Below are 23323 nucleotides of genomic sequence, written 5' to 3'. Positions count from 1 at the left end.
TGGTTGGTGGTTGGTTATGCGGAAATAATAAACTTGAATCTGCTGCCTTTTCCGGGTATGGAATCTACCCAGATACGGCCATTATGCATGGCTACAATCTTCTTACAGTGTGCGAGTCCTATACCGGTACCTTCGTATGCTGCTTTACTATGTAGTCGCTGGAATATCTCAAATATCTTGTCACCAAAACGGGGCTCTATCCCGATGCCATTGTCACGTATCTCAAACAACCATCCTTCATCAGTCAGGCATGCTGTCACGTCTATGTATAGCTGCCGGTCTTTATGCCGGAACTTCATCGCATTGCTCAGCAGGTTCTGGAATAATAGTTTTAGTTCCATCGGATAGGCGCTTAGTATTGGCAGATGCGCTACCGTAATAATTGCCTGGCTCTCGCGCATGGAAGATTGCAGATCCTCCAGTACGGTCGCTACAATTTCATTACAGTCAACATGCGGATCCTGTTCTGCTTTACCAAGACGGGAATAGTCCAGTAGTCCTTTAATCAGCTGACTCATTCGGTTCACTGACTGTGTAATAAAACGCAGGTAGGCGTCCGCATGTTCATCTATCTTCCCTGCATACTGTTCTACAATCATTTGCGCCAGGCTGCTGATTGAGCGTAAAGGCTCCTGTAAGTCGTGGGACGCGATATAGGTGAATTGTTCGAGTTCACTGTTCTTTATTTCCAGCTTCTCTGTATATATACGACGATTTTCTTCAGCCAGACGTCTTTCCGTAAGATCATGTGTGATTTTCAGGAAACCGGTTACTTCGCCGGCCCGGTTGTGCATCGCGGTGATGGTTACATTGCTCCAGAAAAGTGTTCCATCTTTCCGTAGCCGCCATCCTTCATGTTGTACCCGCCCATCAGCTACTGCTGCTGCCAGGAGCTGTTCTGGTACTTTTGCCGCCCGGTCTTTCGCAGTATAAAATATGCGGAAGTCTTTTCCTATCACTTCTCCGGCAGTATATCCTTTGATTTTTTCTACGCCTTTGTTCCAATTCAGAATAGTACCATCAATAGCTATCATAAGAATGGCATAGTCATTTACCTCCTCTACCATGTTCTGATAGCTGTCCCGGGTCTGCTTTAGCTCCAACCTCGCCAAATGTAACTGTCGCTCTGCGTCATGCAGCCGTTTACGTAATGCTCTGCGCCTGTTCATGTTCTGCTCTCCTTGCCTCAAATAAAAAGGTTACAGCCGTTGAGGGCTGTAACCGGATGTCTGAAATAACCACTCTTTTGGGGGGATGTTTAATCAATAATGTCTACAAACCTGCAAAAAGAAATACAAAACGAAAGAAGTTATATAAGTATAGGTGAAAGTATTTACCAGCTATGCCATCTGGCAAGCCAATTACAAACACATCATATTATCGTCCCTTTAAAATATATTGTCCCCCCCAGGAATATCCTGGATTCAATAGATATATAAATATTCTAATTGATGTTCGTACATACGTATGTTATAATATTCCGGATTGCAGAATGAAAAAAAATGTCTGTTTTTTTTTATTGCCACGGTTCTTTTGCCCCTATCTTTGCGCATCGAACCCACTTTAAATCAATAACTCATGGAATTTGCTCAACCTGACAGGGAAATATTTCAGCAGCTGGTGACAATGAAGATGCCTTTCGGTAAGTATAAGGATGTGCTGTTGTGCGACCTGCCTGTATCTTACCTGGAGTGGTTCCATCGGAAGGGGTTTCCTGACGGTAAACTGGGTATGCTGCTGGCAACAGTATATGAGATCAAATTGAACGGCCTTACGGGGCTGCTCACTCCCCTTAAAGGGAAATAATGAATAGTTATCGTACTATTTTGCTTCTTTGAATACCACAATGCCGTTATGGCCTCCAAAGCCAAAGGTATTGCTCATGGCCACCCGTACTTTTTTCTCAATTGCATCTTTCAATACGATCTGTAATCCGGCAGGTATAGCCGGATCCGGCTGTGTAGTATTGATAGTAGGAGGGATGATACCATGCTGTATACTCAAAACAGCGGCAATGGCTTCTATCGCGCCGGCAGCCCCTAACAAATGGCCGGTCATTGATTTGGTAGCGCTGATATGCAGGTGAGCAGGTGTTTCGCCAAACAGGCTTCTGATAGCCGCCAGTTCACTCAGATCTCCTACAGGAGTAGAGGTGGCGTGTGCATTCAGGTAATCTACATCAGCGGGTTCCAGTCCGCCGTCTTTTAATGCCATCTTCATGGCATGTAAAGCCCCCAGACCCTGAGGGTGTGTAGCCGTCATATGATAGGCGTCGGCAGTCATCGCCGCTCCGGCTACTTCGGCATAAATGTGCGCTCCTCTGGCCACTGCGTGTTCATACTCTTCCAGTACTAAGGCAGCAGCGCCTTCTCCCATCACAAAACCGTCTCTTTCTATATCAAATGGCCTCGATGCTGTTGCCGGGTCATCATTGCGGGTAGACATGGCCTTCATGGCACAGAAGCCACCTACAGAAGCTTCCGTAATTGGCGCTTCAGATCCACCGGTAATAATCACCTTGGCCTTGCCTAACCGGATGTAATTAAGTGCATCCATAATGGCTGTATTGGAAGTAGAACAGGCAGATACAGTCGTGTAGTTGATGCCCATCAGACCAAAGCGGATTGAGATCATGCCGGAAGCCATGTTTGCAATGAGCTTCGGTACAAAGAAGGGGTTAAAGCGCGGGACATAATTGCCAGTGGTATACTCTTTCACCTGCTCCTCAAACGTCTGCATACCGCCTTGTCCTGATCCCCAGATCACACCGCTGTCAAACGGGTCCATAGCAGAGAAATCCAGTCTGGCGTCAGTTACTGCCTGTTGTGCTGCAACGAGTGCATATTGTGTAAAGGGATCTGTCTTTCGTATATCGTTCCGGTCCAGCCATTTCGCCGGATCATACTCTTTTAATTGGCAGGCGAATTGTGTCCTGAATGCTTCAGGGTTGAACTTCGTGATACGTGCTGCGCCGCTTTTACCGGCAACCAGGTTATTCCAGAAATCACTGACGTTATTACCAATAGGCGTCAGTGCGCCCAGTCCTGTGATGACAACTCTTTTAAGTGTATGTGTCATAAATATAAAATTAAAAGTAAGGGCCTTCCAACTGCCTGTTGGCAATCAGTAAGCCGCATGAAAAGTATATTGTATCAACCAGGTAAGAGCCAGTGCGGTAGACAGGCACTGTACTGGTCATATATGGTACAGTTGCTGGTCCTGGCCGTAGCGCCCCGGCTCCCTGCGTGATTATTCCTGTTTGTGAGCTGTAGTTAGGTCTTTAAATAATTGCCCGGTGATCTTCCCGAAAGTCCTGACGCCCATCACTCTGCTCATCAGCAGAGAGGCCAGTAGGTTGCTGAGTACCAACAGCGCCCTGTCATAAGGGTCGCCATCAAAAAAGAATATTGCTTTCTTGCGCCCGTTTTCAAGGCATTGGGCTGTCCATTCAGCAAAGGCGGCAGACATGGCTGCGACTTTCTCCTGTAGTGGTTCCGGGAAGGTTTTATAGTCAGGAGATAATGTGCCCATCAGGCATACCAGTCCTTCTTTGTGTTTTCTGCTGAAGGTTTCAAATAACTGCTTCAGTTGTTTGTCTTCCGGCATGTTGCTCCATTTAGCCGTATGGCTTTTAAACCGTTCAATCTCAGTATCAATGACGGCAACTCCCAGGTCTGTTTTAGTAGGGAAATAATAGTGTATGGCAGCGTTTTTTATCTCCAGCGGATCAGAGATATCCTTATAACTAAAGGCGTTAAATCCTTTTGTTTTTATCAGCTGGTCTGCCAGCCCTATTATCCTTTCTTTAGTATCCTGCATAGGAGTCAAAGTTACTTACTTGTAAGTAAGTAAACAAATTATTTCAACTGGCATCTTTTTAGTGCGTAAGGCACTATTTACCATCACCCTAAAATCTTTTGATATGGCTACAGACAGGACTCATGACAAAGAGGTTATCAAGACATTGGAGCAACTGCTCACCAAAGGGAACGCACATGCTACATTTGATGACGCGGTAAAAGACCTGCCCGCAGATAAGAGAGGCATAGTACCCGAGGGCGTACCATATAGCATCTGGCAACTGGTTGAGCATATCCGCATTACGCAATGGGACATACTTGAGTTCTCCCGCGATGCGAAGCACACTTCGCCACAATGGCCGGAAGGGTATTGGCCAAAGGAAACAGCGCCTGCAGATGATGCTACCTGGAAGAATAGTCTGGCGCAGATTAAAAGTGATTTACAGGAATTTATTGCGCTGCTGAAAGCGCCGGATGCCGATCTGTATACGCCATTTGCTCATGGCGATGGCCAGCATCTGTTCAGGGAAGCACTATTGATAGCAGATCATACCAGTTATCACACAGGGGAGATTATTGTGATAAGAAGGCTGCTGAAGGCATGGAAAAGCAGCTAACAATCAGGCATCAGGAATGATGAAAGACATGACTGTTCATTTCTTCATTCCTGATGCCACAATATGCTGTTATATAGACAACCACATGGTATCAACGAACCATTTCTTCTTGTCGAAGAAGTTGCCGACGGTCTCAAAGCCCGATTGTGTACCCAGTTGTTCTGCTGATTCCAGGTCGTACTTCTGGGATATCTCCATGTAAATGGACTCATGCAGGCCGAAATGAAAGGTTTGACTACCGATAGTCACATCCTGTTCTTCCAGGCTGACCAGGTAGCTTTTACAAGCACCTGTTCCCGGGTCATATGTAGCATAGTGGTCAAACCTGGCTATGTCAAAGTTTGCACCCAGCTCCCGGTTAATACGATGTAACAGGTTCAGGTTGAAGCTCCTGGTAATACCTGCGGCATCATTATAGGCGTCCAGTATAATCTGCGGGTGTTTCTTCAGGTCAAACCCGATCATCAGCAGATCTCCTGGCTGCAGATAACTTCTGAGGCGGCGGCAGAACTTCCTGGCCTCTGGTGGCGTGAAGTTACCGATGTTTCCTCCCATGCAGAGTATCACCTTATTTTTAGCAGAAAGCACGTTGGCTTTCTGTAGCATATCAAAATATTCCCCGTGCAGACCGTGTACTTTCAGTGCCGGCAGCTGGGCAGGTAATGACTGTTCCAGCTGGGAGATGACGTTACCTGAAATATCCACGGGGTAATAAGTGAAGTCTTTTCCGGTATTCAGCAATTCCCTGAGCAGGTGAATGGATTTGGTGGCATCTCCTGCGCCCAGTTCCACTACGTCAAACCGGTTGGTATGGGCCAGGATGGTCTCACATATCAATGCCGACTGTTCCTGCAGGATTTCCATCTCGCAGTTCGTCGGGTAATATTCATGGCAACCCATGATCTCCTGGAAAAGGCGGTCGCCCTCCGCATCATAGAAATATTTGGAGTCCAGGTACTTGTTTTTTGCACTGAGTCCGCGGATCACATCCTGAAAAAAGATCTCCTGCTGGTCCTGTTTTACAGGAACTAATACCGTATGCATTACAGAGGTGGTGGCCATAATGTTATGATTAGAGTAATGAGATTAATTTACTTTGCCAGTCTGATACCGGTAAACTGCCATCGCAATGAAGGATGAAAGAAATTACGGTATGTAGGACGGCTATGGTTAGGCGGTGTTACTTCAGATCCGCCACGTAATACCATCTGACTGACCATGAACTTACCATTGTATTCACCGATTGCACCAGGTGCTTTTACGAATCCAGGGTACGGAAGATATGCGCTCTCTGTCCATTCCCACCGTTGTCCCCAGGAAAACTGTGCCGACGCTGCTTCCCATTCAAATTCTGTTGGCAGTCGCAGGCCTTTCCAGGCAGCATAAGCGGTAGCTTCATAGTAACTGATATGGCATACCGGCTCCTGTTCATTGACTGGTTGTAACCCTTGCCAGGTGTAATGCTGCCATTTGCCATCAACATGATGCCAGTACAGGGGTGCCTTTACTTCATTTGTTTTTACCCAGTCCCAGCCTTCAGCATGCCAGTGTCGGAAGTCTGTATACCCGCCGGCATTCATAAATTCCAGGTATTCCCCATTTGTCACCGGTTCTGTAGCAATCTGATATTCCTGAAGGTATACTGTATGCCTGCCCAGCTCATTATCAAAACAGAATCCGGTTCCTTTAAAACCGATGTCATACAGCCCGCCCTGCATTGTCAGGAATGGTGTATCTGTTTCTTCGATAGTGTAGGCATGTACCGGCGTCTCAGAATAAGCCGGCATCAGTGGGTTATGGCCCAGAATATACTTGATATCTGTATATAGCAGTTCCTGGTGTTGCTCTTCATGATTCAGTCCCAGTACAACCAGCGATGCCAGTTCCGCTGATATCTCTGTATCGAGGAATGCCTGCATGGCTTTGTCTACGTATTCGCGGTAGCGCATTACATCTTCAACAGCCGGACGGCTCAGGTTACCTCTGTCTGTTCGGATAACGCGTGCGCCTACCGTTTCGTAGTAGCTATTGAACACAAAATTGTAGTTCGGATCAAATTCCTTATAACCAGCAAAGTGCGGCTTCAGCAGAAATGTCTCGAAAAACCAGGTAGTATGTCCGAGATGCCATTTCGGCGGACTCACATCTACCACTGGCTGAACCACATAATCTTCGGTTTTCAGCGGCGCGCAGATATGCATGGACCTTTTCCGCACCGTGTTAAAATCATTTTTCAATTGCATATACCATCGTGGTTATTGATGCTGTAAATATTCCTTTAGATCTGATATAGATTTGATATGCAGGTCAGCAGCCTGTTTTCTGCGCATCATTAATGCGTAAGTGTTGTTAAATCCGATAGGAGGTAGCCACCTGATCTGGTATCGCTGCATGAATTGTGTAGATACATAGTCATATACTTTCTGCTTGTCAGCGATGATGGTATCTACGACAGATTTGTCAGTCTGCAGGATTACCAGTAAACCTGTCCCAGTATATTCAGGATAAAGATCTATCTGGCCATTGGTAAGGGCGTCAAAACATATCTTGGTGCCTCCGAGGCCGGTTTTGGTAACCGCTTCCAGTTCTGTGTAACCATTGACCAGTAGTTTGTACATATTGGCCAGGATATAGCCATCACCAAATATCTTTGCCCCTATGACAACCTTTCCCTTAGTACCTTGTTTTGCTGTGTGTAATAATCCTTTAGCTTTCAAAAATTCACTGGCTACAACAGCAGGATCTTGTTTCAGATGGTCCACCCTGTAGTTCAGCTCAGTCATTATACTATCATTAATTATACCAGATAGTTTGTTTAGTGCCGGACCCAGTTCCGGATACTTGTCCAGCGTTGCCTGTCTTACAATAGGGGCTGCATAATAGGGGGGAAATATATGTTTGTCATCCTCCAATACCAGCAGGTCAAATGCTTTTACCCTGCCATCGGTACTGCTGCCACTGATCACATCCAGGTTTTTCTCGTAAGCCGCTTTGTACATGATCATATCGCTGATCACGACCGTACGGATATTGAGGCCATATACCTGTTTCAATCCCAGGTTGCCGTCTTTGCGTCCCATAAATTCGGGTGTAAATCCCGCAACCAGGCTACTACCATAAGCAGTGGGTAGCAGGTAAAAAGCCGATAATATGATCAACAGAAACGGTAAAATGTACAATGTCTTTTTGACACTGCGTATCCTCAGCTTTTGCAGTCTGGCAACAGCCGCGTCGAAGATGATAGCTAGTAGTGCTGCCGGAATGGCGCCTGCCAGTATCATGTTTGTATTGTTGAGCGCTATTCCTCCGAAGATGAACTCTCCCAGTCCGCCGGCAGCAATATATGCTGCCAGTGTGGCAACGCCCACATTGATCACTGTTGCCGTACGGATGCCGGCGAGCAGTACCGGCATGGCTAGTGGTAGCTGTACTTTGAATAACAGTTGCTGCTGATTCATGCCCATACCTGTAGCGGCATCTATGACCGTAGGATCAACCTGTAGTATGCCAGTATAGGTATTTCTGATAATGGGCAGGAGGGCATATAGAAATAGTGCCACGATAGCAGGTTTAGCTCCGATGCCTAACAGGGGTATCATAAACCCCAGCAATGCAATACTGGGAATGGTCTGTAATATGCCTGCCACGCCCAGAACAAAGCCTGCCAGTTTTTTCCTGCGTGTAATCAGAATGCCTAAGGGCACGCCAATGAGTACAGCTATGAGTAAAGAAATAAAGGTAAGTCCGATATGCTGCAACGTTTGCTCCAGCAGTTTGCCGGCCTGTTGCTGTATAAATTCAGGAAAGCCCGGTTGATCTTCCATTGCTGCTGATAGTTTGCTTGTATTGTGTAAAGGCATGCATCAATCCACTGGTATCAATGCTAATCAGGTTGCCCCGGTTGGTATAGTTCAGGGAAGATAGCATAGTCAGCTGTTCCATGGCCTGCCAGCAGGATGTCTCCTCTTGCAGCACGGCTGTGTCAGCTGTTGAAGGAGGTGTATTTGTATCCAGCCAGGGGCGTACGTCTGCCAATCGTACTGCTTTTAGCTCCAATAGTAAGCGCTGATCATCAAAGAAAGCTCGTACAAAGTCATTTGCAGGAGAGAAGAGCAGTGCTGCCGGCGTACCGGTCTGTTGTACCATCCCGTTATCCATCAGGCATATTCTGTCGCCCAGCTCAAACGCTTCCTGCACATCATGGGTGACCATAATGACTGTCTTATTGTTAATCTCATCCAGAGAGCGAAATTCTTTTCTGACACTGGCCCGTGTTACCGGATCCAGTGCACCAAATGGTTCATCCATCAGTAATACCGGAGGATCAGCAGCAAGTGCACGGGCAAGTCCCACTCTTTGTTGTTGCCCACCGCTAAGTTGCTGCGGATAGGCGTTGTAATATTCACCGGGAGGAAGATGTAATTTTTGCATCAATGTGCGGATACGATCATCTATGCGTTTTTTATCCCATTTGAGTAAAGCAGGCACAATGCCTATATTTTCTGCAACTGTGTAATGGGGAAACAGACCATTATCCTGCAACACATATCCAATTGTACGGCGGAGTGAAGTTATTTCGTGTGTATTTACATTCATTCCATTCACATATATCTGCCCACTGTCAGGTGCAATTAACCTATTGATCATCCGCAGAGTGGTTGTCTTTCCACTACCACTTGTTCCCAGCAATACGAGTGTCTCGCCTGTATTTACGTCCAGGGAAATATCACTGACTGCCGGCTTGCCGTTATGGAAAGATTTGTTGACATGTTCAAGCTTTATCATGGTTGGGATTCATTGAGGATTTTAATCCGCACATTGTGCAACTCATTATTTATCAAGCATCATGAAGAGGTTATTGATAGATTCTGAATATAACGGATGTGCGAATATCATTTCCCTTAATTGGGTAGCGGTCATACCACCGAGCATCGCCATTTGTAATACAGACATCACTTCTCCTCCTTCAGGGCCCAAGATAGCAACTCCCAGTAATTTATCGTCATCAGCATTAACTACCGCTTTCATAAATCCCTGTGTATGGCCCGTCTCTATAGCCCTTGCTACACGCGACATATCCAGGCAGGCAACTTTTACTTTATAACCTGCTTCTTTTGCCTCTTTCTCTGTCATACCAACACGTCCCAGCTGAGGGTCCGTAAACATGCAGTAAGGTAAGGGTCTGTTACGAATAGATGTATCCTCTTTGTTAATAAGATTCTTGTATAAAACAAGGTGATCGTTGTACGAAATATGGGTAAACGCCGGACCTCCCTTCACATCTCCTAATGCATAAATACCCCGAACGTTTGTTTCCAGCTTTTCATTCACTTTTACATAACCTTTTTCATCCAGTTCCAATCCTGTATTCTCAGGCAGTAAAGACTTGGATTGCGGCGTACGGCCTGATGCCACCAGCAGGTGTGAGCCGGTGATGGTCATATTCTGTCCGTTAGCAGTAAACTGTAGACTGATGGTATCGCCTGATTGTTCCGCTTTCTGAATGTCAGCGCCGGTGTGTAAGGTAACACCGGAGTTCTCCATTATTTTTCTGACAGCGGCAGCAACATCTTCATCCTCATGTTTTAAGAGCTGCTTGCCTTTGTCTATAATTGTTACCTGGCACCCCAATCTGCGGAATAGCTGACCAAACTCCAACCCGATATAACCGCTACCCATGATCATCAGATGGGAGGGTAGCTTAGTTAGTTCCATAATGGAAGTATTGGTAAGATAGGGGACGGTATCAAGACCAGGAATAGAAGGTATTTTAGGTAATGTACCGGTATTGAGGAAAATATGAGTGGCGGTCATTTCTTCTTCGCCACCATCTTTTGATGCAACTTTTACTGTTTTCGGACCGCTGAAGGTAGCTTCCCCGTAAATAACCGTCAGCCCTTCCGTTTTTTCCAATCCTTTTGCAGCGCCATCCCTGAAAGATTCTACTACCTTATTCTTCCTGGCAACAATTTTTCCAAGGTCCACACTGTAATAACTGACACTGATGCCCCATTCCTGGCTGTTGGCAATGACGTGGGCTGCGGCCCCGCAGGCTATCATTGATTTGGTCGGCGTACAGCCGTCGTTGATACAGGTCCCACCGATCCATCTTTTCTCTATGATGGCTGTCTGCCAGCCAGCTTTAGCCAGTTTTTTAGCCAAAGGAACACCACCTTGGCCGGAGCCAATGACAATTGCATCAAAATTTCTCATAACTCAGCTTTTGTTTTAACGATTTCCTTAATCGACGACTTCTACTCCTTTCCAGAAAGCGATGTAACCTTTGATGTTTTCAGCGGCCTGCATGGGCGCAGGGTAGTACCAGGCAGCATCATGGTTAATTTTACCTTTGATGTTTACATCGTAATAAGAGGCTTCCCCCTTCCAACCGCAGAAAGTATGGGTTCTGGAAGGATTCAGCAAGCCCAGTTTCACGGATGTGGGAGGGAAATAATGATTATTTTCGACTACCACTGTTTTATCGCTTTCCGCAATGACCTCATTCTGCCAGATTGCTTTCATCGTGTTGTCGTTTAATAAGTTATAATTACAGGACCAAATATTATACCACCGGGTTGTGTATGGTAAATCAGAAGTTAGTACTTTTTTTTGAAATGGAATTTGTCAGGTTCATATTCTTTTACTTACTTTGTCTTTCAAAGTGAATACAACGTCATGTAACGGCCTACAGGCCTTTTTTTAGCAGGATGTTCTTTGTAATTCAAAGTACTTTATTTCTATGGAAAAACAACTTATACCCGTGAGGATTCTCAAAAGCAGGCTACAGGACCCGACCTACAGTCTGGGTGTTACATTCCTTGCATTGTCACTCATATTATTCTTCATCCCCGAATTGTCACCCTTCGCAAAAGACAGTTATTACCTGAACTTGTTTTTTGGAAATCACTTCCTAACCTGTGTCTATTTCCTGGCACTATTGTTCAGTGGCCGTATGAAAAGAGGGAGAGGTGGACTACCGCTCATCATACTGTTCCTGCTGCTTTTTCAGGTAGGCGCATTTGCGCTGAACAGGTCTGTACAGGTATTCCCTGAGTCCGTAACCTGGTTCTCTGTGTACCTTTTTATCATCGCTGCCAATTGTGCCGCATTTGCCTACCAACGGTTTTTTCCCCTGCCCGTGCGGCTGGGTATGTTTTTCCTATTGGGCGCATCCCTGTGTGTATTTCTTTATCTCTCCATTTATATAGGCATGTTGGCTATCATCGGTATGTTCGCCTTCTTTTTCTTCGGTTTGTCCCTGCACGCCATCTTGCCGCACTTATTTTTTCTTTACACTATTCGTTTGTATAACAGGCATAAAGGCGGTAGTCGCGCCTTCACCATCGCCTTCTTCTCCGGCATCGGCGTTACTATGCTGATAGCCATTGTCTATACACTTATCTGGCGTGTAAACGTTGTGGGAATAGATAAGATATATCATAAGAAAGATGCTGATAATGGATTACCAGGGTGGGTGAACGTCCTGCAAAAGGTGTCTCCTGGTCCCATAACCCAGCAGGTACTAACCAGTGACGCTGCCTACGTTGTACCTGATTCAAAGGATCGTTTTGTTGGCAGACGCAGCAGCATAAGCAGGTTTCAGATCATGCACGACCCCCTGGTAATGATAGCCGCTTTCGTTGCCGGTACTTCGGATCTCTCCTGGGAAGACCGCGGATTGCTCCTGAATGCAATGGATAACGAGCATGCTGATGATGAAGTGCATCTCTGGTCTGACCAGGATCTTGTCACCACACATGTACAAACCTTCACGCATATATGGCCGCGTTTACGCACTGCCTACACTGAGAAGATAATCAATGTGAAAAATGAAGACGGAGACGGCCGGATCAGTCAGCAGGAAGCTATCTATAAGTTTCACCTGCCAGAAGGCGCTGTAGTATCGTCGCTTTCCCTTTGGATAGACGGCCGTGAAGAGAAAGGCATCCTTACTACCAAGGGTAAAGCTGATAGCGCTTACACTGCCATTGTAGGCTATGAACGCAGAGACCCTTCCGTTGTACACTGGCGTGAAGGCAACCTGGTTGCTGTGCGTGTATTCCCCGTGATAGGTGGAGAAGAAAGACAGTTCAAACTAGGTATCACCGCCCCGCTGTCTTATGAACATGGTAAACTGGTATACCGCAACATTGACTTTGATGGTCCCTCTGTTAGTCGTGCACGTGAAAAAACATCCATCAGCTTTGAGACACCGCCTGCTGATCTGAACTTTTCTCCTGTATTTAGTAAAACATCCCGGAATAATTTGTCCCATGATGGCAGATATAATGAAGAATGGCAGCTTTCACTGCTCGACGAAGGACTGAAACATCAGGTATTCAGCAATGAAGGCAGGATGTACACTGCAATGCCTTACCGTAGGGAAATGGGCGCTTCCAATGTAACGGCGGTCTATCTCGATATTAACCAGACATGGCACAGTAACGAAGTGGGTACCCTTCTGTCTATGCTGCCTCAACAACCTGTTTGGGTATATGCTGGCAATAGTTTCCATCAGCTGACGGCCAGCAATCAGTCAGCGATTTTTCAGCAACTGGCTGCGCAGCGCTTCAGCTTTTTCCCCTTTCATCTATTGCCTGACCCTGAAACGGCGCTTGTAATTACCAAAAGCGTCAAAGCTTCTCCCCGTATCAGTGACATAGGAGCGTCAGATTTTGTAGTACATATGAAGAACTGGATGGAAAACCGGCATGCGGTAATGCTTTTCAACCTGGGGGGTGAATTGTCTCCGTATCTCCGCACGCTCAAAGAATGCCGTACCTTCCGTTACGACCAGGGAGATCTTGCAGCACTAAAAACGCTGCTGGATACATATCAGTTTCCGGTGAACATCGAAAATGATCAGCAGGTAGTTATAGAAGCAGCCGATATGGTCATTACTGCTAATAATGGCTATGCGCCATCTACTGCACCTGATCACCTGCAACGTTTATTTGCCTATAACCATATTATGCAGGGAATGGGCCCGCATCTGCTTACGGGTGGCGACACATCCAGTGAACTGGTGGAGGAAGCAAGAAAGGCCCATATCGTTACGCCACTGTCAAGCCTGATTGTACTGGAAACACAGCAGGACTATGACCGCTTCAACATCAAAGATAGTAATGATAATCTGAAGAATGCTGCACTTAATAATAACGGCGCTGTTCCTGAACCTCACGAATGGCTGCTCATTGCAGGCGCAGTATTGCTGATTATCTACCTGAAGTACAGACCATCTTTCCCCAAACGTATTGCCTGAAAGCATGACGCAACAACTCTATAAATTTTCGATCAGGCTTCTGCACCTTGGTAGATGCTGGCCATTGGCTGCTGTACTATGTTACATGGCCGTTCTTTACTTTGGCTTACAACAGTATATCATCTGGAGCGGCCCAGGTACTATATTAGGTATCGTAGCGCTGTGTATGGTAACCACCTTCAACGCAGCTGAAAAAGGAAGTTTGCGCTTTTTGCTGGTAGCATCGTTTGCGACCATGATATACCTGGTGATGCCTGCCAAAACGCTGTTGTTTATTGCTGTAGTCGGGGGATTATTCTTCCTTGCTGAGACCTTTTACGGCAGGGTCAATGCCCTGCCGGTGTGCGTGTTCATCGTTATGTCTCCGCTATTTGAATATGTCATGAATGTGTTCAGTTTCCCGCTACGTTTGCAACTCACCCAATGGGCGGGGGCAGCGATAGCTGTGATGGGAGAACAGGTAACCGTGCAAGGTAATATGATTGTTCATAATGGCACAGGCTTCTCGGTAGATCCTGCATGTATGGGCTTGCAGATGATGGTTACGTCTTTGCTGTGCGGTATTATGCTGGTGGGCTTATATCAGCGCCGGGAGAGAAAGACGCTTCCGCTGAAACGCTTGCTGCCTTTGCTGGGAATCTTTTTGCTGCTGAACATTTTCTCAAATCTATTGCGTATTGTTTTTCTTGTATGGCTGCATATTATGCCGGATACTTTTATGCATGACATGGCGGGCATGATGTGCCTGGGATTGTATGTAATTGTGCCGGCTGTATACCTGACCCGGTGGACCGTTAGCCGGTATGGACAACCTTTGCAGTTACACAGACGCCGGTATGTGTTGCGATCTGCTGTTAAGATGTTTGCATTGAATACACTGCTGCCTTTATGTATACTGACTGCCTGTGTCATCAGATACCAGCAAGGGCCGGATAATGTAGTCCCACCGCATGCACCTGCTCTTGCAGGGTTTAATGTTACGCCAATGCCCGGCAATATCATCCGCTTGCAAAGCGATAGTTTACTCGTTTATATCAAGCATATCCCCGCCAGTTATTATACAGAACATCATCCTATGATTTGCTGGAAGGGGAGTGGTTATAATTTCCACAAGGTGCAGCAGCAGCCGGTAAATGAACATACAATCTATACAGCCTTGCTGCAACAGGAGCAAGCTGTATTGTATACTGCCTGGTGGTATGATAACGGGTTAGTAATTACCAACAGCCAGCTGCAGTGGCGATGGGATGTGCTTTTTGGCGCACATCCCTATTCGCTGGTGAATGTAACTGCTGCAACAGAGGAACAATTGCAGCTTGCCGTCAGAGAGATGCTGGATAAAAGATTATTGTCTGTTTATCTGTAACTAAAGTAGCCATCAGTGACTATACAGCCCTGCCAGTAATTCTCTTGAAAATCCCTTTTGTTACAGAACTAAAATACTAATGTGATTCATTACTGTGTAGATCAGCGATAGATCTTATTTCGATAGCGGGTTCTTCTATAAGCTACCTTCTTCTTCTATTAAGTCAAAGGCTTTTCTAAAGCCTCTTTCAGGGTGATTCTCCTACTAAGGCACTTAAATTCCTTGCTCCTAAAACTTCGTGTTGGGAAGAATTATGTATCTTCACAACTCTACACAGAAGGGGCTTTTGCGACAGAAACATTCAGGAAATTAAAAGTGTATCTATCATCCACAGTGAAAAGTATTTAGTGTTTGAATGCAATACTACAAAAGGAATTAAGTAGATTAACTGAATTAGCCGCGCTGATTTGCGATGTACAGGTAGCAACGATCTCTGTCAGTGATGAACAACAGCAATCCGTTGTCATTGCCTACGGTATTCCTACAACTCCAGATGAAGCGAAGTTCCTTCGCGTCTACGATCTGCGTCACAATCAGGGTCAGTTGATTGGTACGCTGTCTCTCTCCGATAGCCGTCTCCGCGAGCTGGATGCCCGCCAGGAAAAAGCCATTACATTACTGGTATCAGAAATCATTACTCATATCTCCGATCACTATCATTACGAGGAATTGCTGGACAGCGAGCGTAATTTCCGCGCTTTCTTTGAACATTCCCACGGCCTGATGTGTACGCATGACCTCGATGGTGTGCTGTTAACCGTCAATAATGCGAGTGCTACTATGCTGGGATACAGCTGCCGGGAAATGACGGGTATGACCTTGTTTGATATCGTTCCCGCCAAGTATCACAGTGAGGTACGGCACTATCTGCGAAGGATCCATACTGAAGGTAAGGCACACGGACTAATGACCAACATCCACAAGGATGGAACAATGGGATCGGTGTTGTACAATAATGTGCTATTCCGTAATATAAAAGGAGAATCTTATGTCATCGGCAATGCTGTTGATGTAACGGAGAGGCAGGTATTGGAAAGAGACCTTAAACGTACACGTGAAATATTAGAACGCACCAGCCAGCTATCGCGCATCGGAGGATGGGAAGCGGATCTTGTAACAAAGGAGCTGTTCTGGTCGGCTGTTACCAAAGAGATTCACGATGTACCTCCTTCATTCCAGCCAACGCTGGCATCTGCTATTGCCTTTTATAAAGAAGGTGTTAGCAGGGAGAAGATCACTGCCGCACTTCGGGATATTGTTGAATCCGGACGTTCCTGGGACCTGGAACTACAGATTATTACTGCGGCTGGTAAAGAATTATGGGTACGGGCTATCGGGAATGCAGAGTTTGAAAATGGCAGTATCAGGCGATTGTATGGCACATTCCAGGATATTACTCCGACAAAAGAAGCAGAACGGGAGCTGATCTCTCAGAAGTCAAGTCTGGCAGCTGCCAAACTATTAGCAGAGCAAGCCAATATGGCAAAGTCAGAGTTTCTGGCCAATATGAGCCATGAAATCAGAACACCGCTTAATGGTGTGATCGGCTTTACAGAACTTGTTCTGAAGACATCTCTCAACGAAACGCAGCATCAGTACCTTTCTATCGTTAATCAATCGGCTAACGCACTTCTAAGTATCATCAATGATATTCTCGACTTCTCTAAGATAGAATCAGGTAAACTGGAATTAGACATTGATAAATATGACCTGTATGAGTTCAGCAGTCAGGTAAGCGATATTGTTAGTTTTCAGGCGCAGCACAAAGGTTTGGAGATGTTGCTTAATGTCTCTTCAGAATTACCACGCTTTGCCTGGTTTGATGAGGTCAGACTCAAGCAGGTCCTTATTAATCTCCTGGGGAACGCTGTTAAATTTACCGGTAACGGAGAAATAGAACTAAAGGTTGAATTACTGCAAATGCTTGATGAAGACAAGGCCAGCGTACGTTTTGCAGTCAGAGACACTGGCATTGGTATCAAGCCGGAAAAACGGGTGAAGATATTTGAAGCATTCCGTCAGGAAGATGCCTCTACTACTAAGAAATATGGAGGTACAGGACTCGGTCTTACCATCTCTAACAAGTTACTGGACCTGATGGGCAGCGAACTGCATATTGATAGCCAGGTCGGAGCTGGCAGCACCTTCTATTTTGATATTATACTGGCCACGATGGATGCGGCTCCCGATGATTGGAATAGTCTGCAGCACATCAATGAGGTGTTGATAGTGGATGATAATGATAATAACCGCCGTATCTTAAAGGATATGTTGTCAGACAAAGGCATCTCCTGTACCGAGGCCCGCAGCGGATTTGAAGCACTGGAGCTACTGGCGCAGAATTATCGTTATGATGTAATACTGATGGACTATCACATGCCTTATATGGACGGACTGGATACGGTAAGAAGGATTAGAAATCATTTTGGTGTGCTTCCCTACGAACAAGGTATCATTCTCTTACATAGTTCCTCTGACGATGAAAAGATCATTGCCGCGTGCGAACAGCTGCGTATCGGGCATCGGATGGTGAAGCCTATCAAGATTCATGAATTATATAATAGTCTCTCACTATTACTGAAAAATGAAAAGAAATTTCGTCAGCAAGTGGTACAGAAATCCGATCAGTGGATTGGCGGACGGTTGAATATCCTTATTGTGGAAGATAACCCTATCAATATGCTGCTGGCGACCACTGTGGTGAAACGTATTGCCCATGATGCACGAATTTATGAGGCACAGGATGGTATTGAGGCTATCCGCATCTGCCGTGCGCAACTTCCTGACCTGATCCTGATGGATATACAGATGCCCCTTATGAATGGGTATGAAGCGACTGCCAGCATCCGTGAAATCAAAGGGGCCCAACGTATTCCCATCATAGCATTGACAGCTGGCAACCTGAAAGGAGAAAGAGAAAAATGTATCAATGCCGGCATGAACGACTTTATTGCCAAACCGCTTATCCAGGAAAAGTTACTGGAGCTCTTCCGTAAATGGCTGACAGTTGTAATTAAAGAAGATACTTCATCAACAGTGACAGAACAATCTGTGAAAGAAGAACATTTTAATATAAGTACCCTCGAAAACTATCTGATGGGTGAGGATACCGCTGTACTGCAGCAATTGCTGAAACTTACCATTGATGAACTAAAAACGGCCGTTACAGACCTCCAGGCGGCAGCTGCTACGGTAGACATCAGGAGGATTAATCGTATAGGCCATAAGATCAGGGGTACTTCTCAGATTATCGGCCTTGGAAAATTAGCCAGAATAGCAGACCAGATGGATACCTTAACGGTTAGACGTGAACCGCAATTCAGTCAGCTGATAGCAGAAATGCAGGCAGAAGCAGGGCTGGTGGTGCGGATGATGGAAGAGCAGATCACTTACTATGCACACCTCAACAAATAATTGTCAATAAGGGATCAGGAAGGGGCACGACGCTCATTCCTGATCCTTTTTGATGTTTAGTCTGCGGAGTTAACAAATTGATTGAACTTTGTTATGTACTTCTTTTTTAAACCTTCTTCCGTATCAGGAAAGAAATAACCATTGTACCCACGATCCAGCTGCGTATGTTTTACACCTTCCAGCTGTATTTTACGGGAATCAACTATACCTATCAGCTTATCTTTATGGAATACAAGTACAGTACGGAATCCGGGAGAGGGATCGTCTGCAGCGCTCTCGTAATTATAGTATTCTTTGAACGGCGCGCTATTGTCCAGGGCTTCCAGTTGGAACTGTTTGATAAAAGACTGCATATCAGACTTCGTACGTTCAGGATGCTGCTTCAGATAAGCTGCTAATGCATTCTCAATAACAGATGCAGGCTTAATACTACTTTGCTGAACCGCCGCATGGAATACGCCTGTATGAACGCCTTTATCATTTTTATAAGTCATTTCAATTTCTACGTCCTTTAATAATTTGCCGACAGTTTTACCATCCGCAATAATAGGAGTACCTTTCTTCAATATCTGACCTTCTTCCTGGTTAGCTGTCAGTTCCGTAGTCACCAGCGTGGCAGACCATCCTTTTTCAGGAATACCTGCTTCAAGTTCTACGTTGTCATTGACCTCAGCAACCGGCTTACCGTTAGCGGCATCCAGCAGCGTTACTGTTCCCGAAGCCCTTTCACGTACTATCTTCTCAGGGAGGGGGTGTTTAACTGCCGGGGTAGCAGGCGCTTTCGAAGGCTTGGTTACAGCTGGTTTTTCTGCCTGCTGAACGGTATTGTCAGCCTGTTGCTCCTGTTGTTTGTTCTCTACGCAACCGGCAAGTGCCAGCGCTAACAAAAAGTATGAATGATTTTTCATGATCGTTAAAATTAATAAATATATACCTGTTTTAAAGCTTCTGCTTGTCTAATTACGGGAAACTGTTGTCTGCGCGTTTTTACCTGATTGAGGTAGTCTTCATTTTATCAGCTAACTTTGTCACTTCAAATGGGATTCATGCATCTGTTTATAAAAAATATGGTCTGTAACCGCTGTATTCTGGTGGTGCAGCAGGAATTGGAAAAGTTGAAGATACCTTACTCACGGATCGAGCTGGGGGATGTGGAATTGGAACAGGCACCTGCTCCTGAGCAACTGAGTGTGCTTGGTCAACAGCTGCATGAACTTGGTTTTGAATTACTTGATGATAAGAAAACCACATTGATTGAGAAGATTAAAACAACGATTATCAGGCTCATTCATGGCAGCGATAATGACGTCCTGAATACCAAATTGTCTGTTGTACTACAGGAAGCTTTGAACGTTGACTATCATTACCTTTCGACATTGTTTTCATCGACGGAAGGATTGACCATCGAAAAATATGTGATCCTTCAGCGAATAGAAAGAGTGAAGGAGTTGCTGCAATATGACGAGATGAATCTCAGTGAAATTGCCTTTAATATGGGATATAGCAGTGTACAGCACTTGTCCCAGCAGTTCAAGAAGATTACCGGGATGACTCCTTCCGGTTACAGGCAGCTGAAACACAATGACAGAAAGCCATTGGACAAAGTATAGTTGTCATCCAAATGACATGCTGAAGGTAAAAGTCATAATTTTATACATTATTCCCCTTATTCTATAACAATCTACCTCTCACGTCGCAGTAGCTTTGCGAAAAGCTTGGGCAATATGGCGACGACAAACGGACATATCATAAAAGAAATTTTTCCTGTACTCGAAATGAGCTGTGCTTCCTGCGCGGCAAGTGTTACATCTATGCTGCAATCTACTGCAGGCGTACACGAAGCGGCAGTCAACTATCCTGATCAGACCGCCCATGTTACCTATGATGCAGGCAGTATTACGCCTGAAGGTTTGCGTGATGTTATCCGTAGCATCGGTTATGATCTGGTAATAGAGGAGGGCAATAGGGAGCAGGTGCAGGAACAGGCGCAGATAAGCCATTATAAAGTTTTGAAGCAGCGCACCATCGCCGCCTTATTATTGTCGGTTCCGGTGGTAATAATCGGAATGTTTTTTATGAACATGCCCTATGCTAATTGGGTAATGCTGCTATTGTCAACACCCGTGATTTTTTATTTAGGCCGGCAATTCTTTATAAATGCCTGGAAACAGAGTACTCATCGTAAGGCTAATATGGATACGCTTGTTGCGCTTAGTACCGGTATTGCCTGGTTGTTTAGTCTATTTAACACCGTATGGCCATCTTACTGGCATGCCAGGGGCTTGCATCCGCATGTATACTATGAAGCAGCAGCGGTAATTATTGCATTTATTTCATTAGGCCGGTTGCTGGAAGAAAAAGCAAAATCGAATACATCTACTGCTTTGAAGAAACTTGTGGGATTGCAGCCGGCAAAGGCGTTTCTCATAGAGGCAGGTGGCACGGGAGTGAAAGAAATACCTTTACAGAATGTTCAGAAAGGTGATGTATTACTCGTTAAACCCGGAGCCCGCATACCGGTAGACGGGATGGTGAATAGCGGCAGTTCCTGGGTAGACGAGAGTATGATTACCGGCGAACCGGTACCAGTATTGAAAGAGTCAGGCACTGCGGTGTTTGCAGGCACGATTAATCAGCAGGGTAGCTTCCATTTCACCGCAGAGAAGGTAGGTGGCGAAACCGTGCTGGCGCAGATCATCCGCATGGTCAGAGAGGCGCAGGGTAGCAGAGCGCCGGTGCAACAACTGGTAGATAAGGTAGCCGGTATCTTTGTACCGGTTGTTATGGGTATAGCCCTGCTCACATTCGTGATCTGGATGGTGGTAGGTGGAGAGAATGCATTTACACATGGATTGCTGGCAGCAGTAACAGTTCTGGTTATTGCCTGTCCATGCGCATTAGGATTGGCTACGCCTACCGCAATTATGGTAGGTGTAGGGAAGGGCGCAGCGCACAACATGCTGATCAGGGATGCAGAAAGTCTGGAACTGGCGCATAAGGTAAATGCGCTGGTACTCGATAAGACAGGTACCATCACTGTAGGTAAGCCGGTAGTGACGGATAGTGTTTGGCTGACAGGTGACGATGAAAAAAATAACTTATCTAGTATACTGCTGACAATGGAACAGCAATCTGAGCATCCGCTTGCAGCAGCTATTGTGAAAGAGTTAACGAATAAGGGTGTTATTGCGCTGCCCGCAATACAGCTTTCGGCAATAGAAAGCATCACAGGCAAGGGTATTCAGGCAGATTATGAAAGTGTGAGATATATGGCCGGTAATCTGGCGTTACTACAAGCCAATGGTATTGTGCCAGATGCGACCCTGGTAAAGACAATCAATGAGTGGCAGACAGCTGCGAGAACAGTAGTGGCCTTTGCTGGAAATGGGCATGTGCTGGCTATTTATGCCGTAGAGGATCAGATAAAAGAGACCTCAGCCGCAGCAGTGGCTACACTACAGGCGCGAGGTATCACAGTGTATATGCTGACTGGCGATCATGAGCATACAGCAGCTGCGGTTGCCCGTCAGACAGGCATCAGCCACTTTAAAGCGGGCGTGTTGCCAGCAGAGAAAGCGGCGTTTGTCAAAGCGTTGCAGCAGGAGGGGCGGGTAGTGGCAATGGCAGGTGATGGTATCAATGACAGTCATGCATTAGCCCAGGCAGATGTCAGTATTGCCATGGGTAAGGGAACTGATATTGCCATGGATGTGGCTAAGATTACGCTGATTACATCAGATCTGAATGTGATACCGAAAGCATTGCAGTTATCTCGTGCGACAGTGCGCACAATCCGCCAGAATCTTTTCTGGGCATTTATCTACAACCTGATCGGCATACCACTCGCTGCGGGTATTTTATACCCCATCAACGGATTTCTACTCAACCCGATGATTGCCGGGGCGGCAATGGCGTTAAGTTCAGTATCTGTAGTGGGTAATAGTTTACGGTTAAAATGGTCAAAACTTTAATTGAATAAAATATGGAACAACAGTTTAAGACAAATATTAAGTGTGGCGGATGTATTACCACAGTAACACCGTTTCTGAATGCAGTAGTAGGTGAACACAGCTGGAAGGTAGATACAGCGGTACCAGAAAAGGTATTGACAATTTCAAACGGAGCGGTGACAGCAGATAAGGTCATCGAGGCTGTGAAGCAAGCAGGTTTCAAAGCCGAGCAATTTTGAGGGGAGTTAGCAGACGGTTTAGTCCTGAAAAGGGATAATACTGCTACCGGTTATGCCTGGTTCAGTTGTCAGATCTCCAATGAGTGACTATTAATGTCGCTTTGATCTTCATCATCTTACGTTCATCCTACGTTCATGAACGTAGGATGAACGTAGGATGAATGTAAGATGAATGAAGGCCGGGCGGCAAGCGGCCGGGAGTATCCCGGTATAATAATTGTACACATGTATTGTTATTTAACCGGACAGTAAACCCAGGAAATATGTTAAACTCTACCTGGAATAAATTTAAACAACCTGCCAGCAGGACTATCTCCTCTTGTATGCTGGCAGGTATTTTCATTTTTGGGGCCTGCAGAACCAATCGCGGTTACGATCCCGCTCCGAGGATGGGAGCAGAATATCGTTTTGAAGAGGGATTACGGAAGGAAAAGAATCCGCAGTATCTTTTTGATAAGAAGTCCCGCAAAGAGATGGCCGGGATGGGCTATCCGACCGGGGAACCGAATGCGGCCTCTCCGCAGGCGGGAGGTACAACAACACCAGCAAAGTCACAGTCAGGAGCGACAGTTAATACGACTCCCCGGGATAGCCTGCGTGTGGACACTGTGTTCAAGGTGAAGCCACAATAACGCTTGAGATGTGCTTTGTTTGATTTATGCTGAATTACTTACA

Annotated in this window: 19 protein-coding genes; 9 read left to right on the top strand and 10 right to left on the bottom strand. The window is 45.8% G+C overall.

The features are described from left to right. Positions 1-14: 14 nt before the first annotated feature. A complete protein-coding gene (locus tag K1Y79_RS24235; protein WP_220252777.1) occupies positions 15-1169 on the bottom strand; it encodes a sensor histidine kinase in 1155 nt (384 codons plus the stop codon). A 409-nt stretch (positions 1170-1578) separates the two neighbouring features. Between K1Y79_RS24235 and K1Y79_RS24230 the strand changes: the two genes are divergently transcribed. Then, on the top strand, positions 1579-1806 hold the full coding sequence (locus K1Y79_RS24230; RefSeq protein ID WP_220252776.1) for a DUF3820 family protein: 228 nt from the start codon (positions 1579-1581) through the stop codon (positions 1804-1806). A 15-nt stretch (positions 1807-1821) separates the two neighbouring features. Here the strand turns inward: K1Y79_RS24230 and fabF are convergent, their stop codons facing one another. Further along, positions 1822-3078 (bottom strand): beta-ketoacyl-ACP synthase II, encoded by a 1257-nt coding sequence (gene fabF / locus K1Y79_RS24225; RefSeq protein ID WP_220252775.1) that lies wholly within the window; start codon positions 3076-3078, stop codon positions 1822-1824. Positions 3079-3249: 171 nt separating this feature from the next. After that, positions 3250-3819 carry a TetR/AcrR family transcriptional regulator gene (locus K1Y79_RS24220; RefSeq protein WP_220252774.1) on the bottom strand — a complete coding sequence of 190 codons (570 nt, stop codon included), beginning with the start codon at positions 3817-3819 and terminating at the stop codon, positions 3250-3252. 103 nt (positions 3820-3922) lie between these two features. On the opposite strand from K1Y79_RS24220, the gene K1Y79_RS24215 reads away from it, so the two are divergent. Beyond that, the gene (locus tag K1Y79_RS24215) at positions 3923-4417 is read left to right on the top strand and encodes a DinB family protein (RefSeq protein ID WP_220252773.1); all 495 of its coding nucleotides are present in this window, start codon (positions 3923-3925) and stop codon (positions 4415-4417) included. A gap of 69 nt (positions 4418-4486) precedes the next feature. Here K1Y79_RS24215 and K1Y79_RS24210 read toward each other — a convergent pair whose 3' ends face one another. From K1Y79_RS24210 to K1Y79_RS24185, 6 genes are read right to left on the bottom strand one after another with little or no spacing between them, the layout of a single operon-like run. Continuing rightward, positions 4487-5479 (bottom strand): L-histidine N(alpha)-methyltransferase, encoded by a 993-nt coding sequence (locus tag K1Y79_RS24210; RefSeq protein ID WP_220252772.1) that lies wholly within the window; start codon positions 5477-5479, stop codon positions 4487-4489. A gap of 29 nt (positions 5480-5508) precedes the next feature. After that, complete coding sequence (gene egtB / locus K1Y79_RS24205; RefSeq protein WP_220252771.1) at positions 5509-6660, bottom strand: ergothioneine biosynthesis protein EgtB; 1152 nt, start codon at positions 6658-6660, stop codon at positions 5509-5511. A gap of 12 nt (positions 6661-6672) precedes the next feature. Next, entirely contained in the window at positions 6673-8241 is a 1569-nt protein-coding gene (locus tag K1Y79_RS24200) for an ABC transporter permease/substrate-binding protein (protein WP_220252770.1), read from the bottom strand. Beyond that, the gene (locus K1Y79_RS24195) at positions 8216-9202 is read right to left on the bottom strand and encodes an ABC transporter ATP-binding protein (protein ID WP_220252769.1); all 987 of its coding nucleotides are present in this window, start codon (positions 9200-9202) and stop codon (positions 8216-8218) included. Before K1Y79_RS24195 ends, K1Y79_RS24200 begins: the two co-directional genes overlap by 26 nt. Positions 9203-9247: 45 nt before the next feature. Then, positions 9248-10630 (bottom strand): mercuric reductase, encoded by a 1383-nt coding sequence (locus K1Y79_RS24190; protein WP_220252768.1) that lies wholly within the window; start codon positions 10628-10630, stop codon positions 9248-9250. Positions 10631-10657: 27 nt separating this feature from the next. Next, positions 10658-10939 (bottom strand): DUF427 domain-containing protein, encoded by a 282-nt coding sequence (locus K1Y79_RS24185; protein ID WP_220252767.1) that lies wholly within the window; start codon positions 10937-10939, stop codon positions 10658-10660. Positions 10940-11156: 217 nt separating this feature from the next. Between K1Y79_RS24185 and K1Y79_RS24180 the strand changes: the two genes are divergently transcribed. From K1Y79_RS24180 to K1Y79_RS24170, 3 genes are all read left to right on the top strand, one after another. Beyond that, on the top strand, positions 11157-13679 hold the full coding sequence (locus tag K1Y79_RS24180) for an XrtN system VIT domain-containing protein (protein ID WP_220252766.1): 2523 nt from the start codon (positions 11157-11159) through the stop codon (positions 13677-13679). A 4-nt stretch (positions 13680-13683) separates the two neighbouring features. Then, positions 13684-15045: an exosortase N gene (gene xrtN / locus K1Y79_RS24175; RefSeq protein WP_262903189.1), complete on the top strand. Its 1362-nt coding sequence runs from the start codon at positions 13684-13686 to the stop codon at positions 15043-15045. A 351-nt stretch (positions 15046-15396) separates the two neighbouring features. Continuing rightward, the gene (locus tag K1Y79_RS24170) at positions 15397-18459 is read left to right on the top strand and encodes a response regulator (RefSeq protein ID WP_220252764.1); all 3063 of its coding nucleotides are present in this window, start codon (positions 15397-15399) and stop codon (positions 18457-18459) included. Between the two features lie 56 nt (positions 18460-18515). Here the strand turns inward: K1Y79_RS24170 and K1Y79_RS24165 are convergent, their stop codons facing one another. Then, entirely contained in the window at positions 18516-19367 is an 852-nt protein-coding gene (locus K1Y79_RS24165; protein WP_220252763.1) for a hypothetical protein, read from the bottom strand. 138 nt (positions 19368-19505) lie between these two features. Between K1Y79_RS24165 and K1Y79_RS24160 the strand changes: the two genes are divergently transcribed. The 4 genes from K1Y79_RS24160 to K1Y79_RS24145 all read left to right on the top strand — a co-directional run bounded on the left by K1Y79_RS24160 (position 19506) and on the right by K1Y79_RS24145 (position 23280). After that, positions 19506-20069, top strand: a complete 564-nt coding sequence (locus K1Y79_RS24160; protein WP_220252762.1) for a helix-turn-helix domain-containing protein — start codon at positions 19506-19508, stop codon at positions 20067-20069. A 114-nt stretch (positions 20070-20183) separates the two neighbouring features. Next, on the top strand, positions 20184-22430 hold the full coding sequence (locus tag K1Y79_RS24155) for a heavy metal translocating P-type ATPase (RefSeq protein WP_220252761.1): 2247 nt from the start codon (positions 20184-20186) through the stop codon (positions 22428-22430). A gap of 11 nt (positions 22431-22441) precedes the next feature. Then, positions 22442-22648, top strand: coding sequence for a heavy-metal-associated domain-containing protein (locus tag K1Y79_RS24150; RefSeq protein WP_220252760.1), 207 nt, complete (start codon positions 22442-22444; stop codon positions 22646-22648). A 263-nt stretch (positions 22649-22911) separates the two neighbouring features. Then, a complete protein-coding gene (locus tag K1Y79_RS24145; protein ID WP_220252759.1) occupies positions 22912-23280 on the top strand; it encodes a hypothetical protein in 369 nt (122 codons plus the stop codon). Positions 23281-23323 lie beyond the last annotated feature (43 nt).

This window comes from Chitinophaga rhizophila (assembly GCF_019492185.1).
GTDB classification, from domain to species: Bacteria; Bacteroidota; Bacteroidia; order Chitinophagales; family Chitinophagaceae; genus Chitinophaga; species Chitinophaga rhizophila.
This window is presented reverse-complemented; position numbering and strand designations above follow the sequence as displayed.

Coding starts and splice junctions, on each gene's coding strand:
- K1Y79_RS24235 (WP_220252777.1), bottom strand. CDS start 1,169: ATGAACAGGCGCAGAGCATTACGTAAACGGCTGCATGACGCAGAGCGA.
- egtB (WP_220252771.1), bottom strand. CDS start 6,660: ATGCAATTGAAAAATGATTTTAACACGGTGCGGAAAAGGTCCATGCAT.
- K1Y79_RS24185 (WP_220252767.1), bottom strand. CDS start 10,939: ATGAAAGCAATCTGGCAGAATGAGGTCATTGCGGAAAGCGATAAAACA.
- K1Y79_RS24230 (WP_220252776.1), top strand. CDS start 1,579: ATGGAATTTGCTCAACCTGACAGGGAAATATTTCAGCAGCTGGTGACA.
- K1Y79_RS24155 (WP_220252761.1), top strand. CDS start 20,184: ATGGCGACGACAAACGGACATATCATAAAAGAAATTTTTCCTGTACTC.
- K1Y79_RS24145 (WP_220252759.1), top strand. CDS start 22,912: ATGTTAAACTCTACCTGGAATAAATTTAAACAACCTGCCAGCAGGACT.
- K1Y79_RS24165 (WP_220252763.1), bottom strand. CDS start 19,367: ATGAAAAATCATTCATACTTTTTGTTAGCGCTGGCACTTGCCGGTTGC.
- K1Y79_RS24180 (WP_220252766.1), top strand. CDS start 11,157: ATGGAAAAACAACTTATACCCGTGAGGATTCTCAAAAGCAGGCTACAG.
- K1Y79_RS24210 (WP_220252772.1), bottom strand. CDS start 5,479: ATGGCCACCACCTCTGTAATGCATACGGTATTAGTTCCTGTAAAACAG.
- K1Y79_RS24195 (WP_220252769.1), bottom strand. CDS start 9,202: ATGATAAAGCTTGAACATGTCAACAAATCTTTCCATAACGGCAAGCCG.
- K1Y79_RS24190 (WP_220252768.1), bottom strand. CDS start 10,630: ATGAGAAATTTTGATGCAATTGTCATTGGCTCCGGCCAAGGTGGTGTT.
- K1Y79_RS24220 (WP_220252774.1), bottom strand. CDS start 3,819: ATGCAGGATACTAAAGAAAGGATAATAGGGCTGGCAGACCAGCTGATA.
- fabF (WP_220252775.1), bottom strand. CDS start 3,078: ATGACACATACACTTAAAAGAGTTGTCATCACAGGACTGGGCGCACTG.
- K1Y79_RS24150 (WP_220252760.1), top strand. CDS start 22,442: ATGGAACAACAGTTTAAGACAAATATTAAGTGTGGCGGATGTATTACC.
- K1Y79_RS24200 (WP_220252770.1), bottom strand. CDS start 8,241: ATGGAAGATCAACCGGGCTTTCCTGAATTTATACAGCAACAGGCCGGC.
- K1Y79_RS24215 (WP_220252773.1), top strand. CDS start 3,923: ATGGCTACAGACAGGACTCATGACAAAGAGGTTATCAAGACATTGGAG.
- xrtN (WP_262903189.1), top strand. CDS start 13,684: ATGACGCAACAACTCTATAAATTTTCGATCAGGCTTCTGCACCTTGGT.
- K1Y79_RS24160 (WP_220252762.1), top strand. CDS start 19,506: ATGCATCTGTTTATAAAAAATATGGTCTGTAACCGCTGTATTCTGGTG.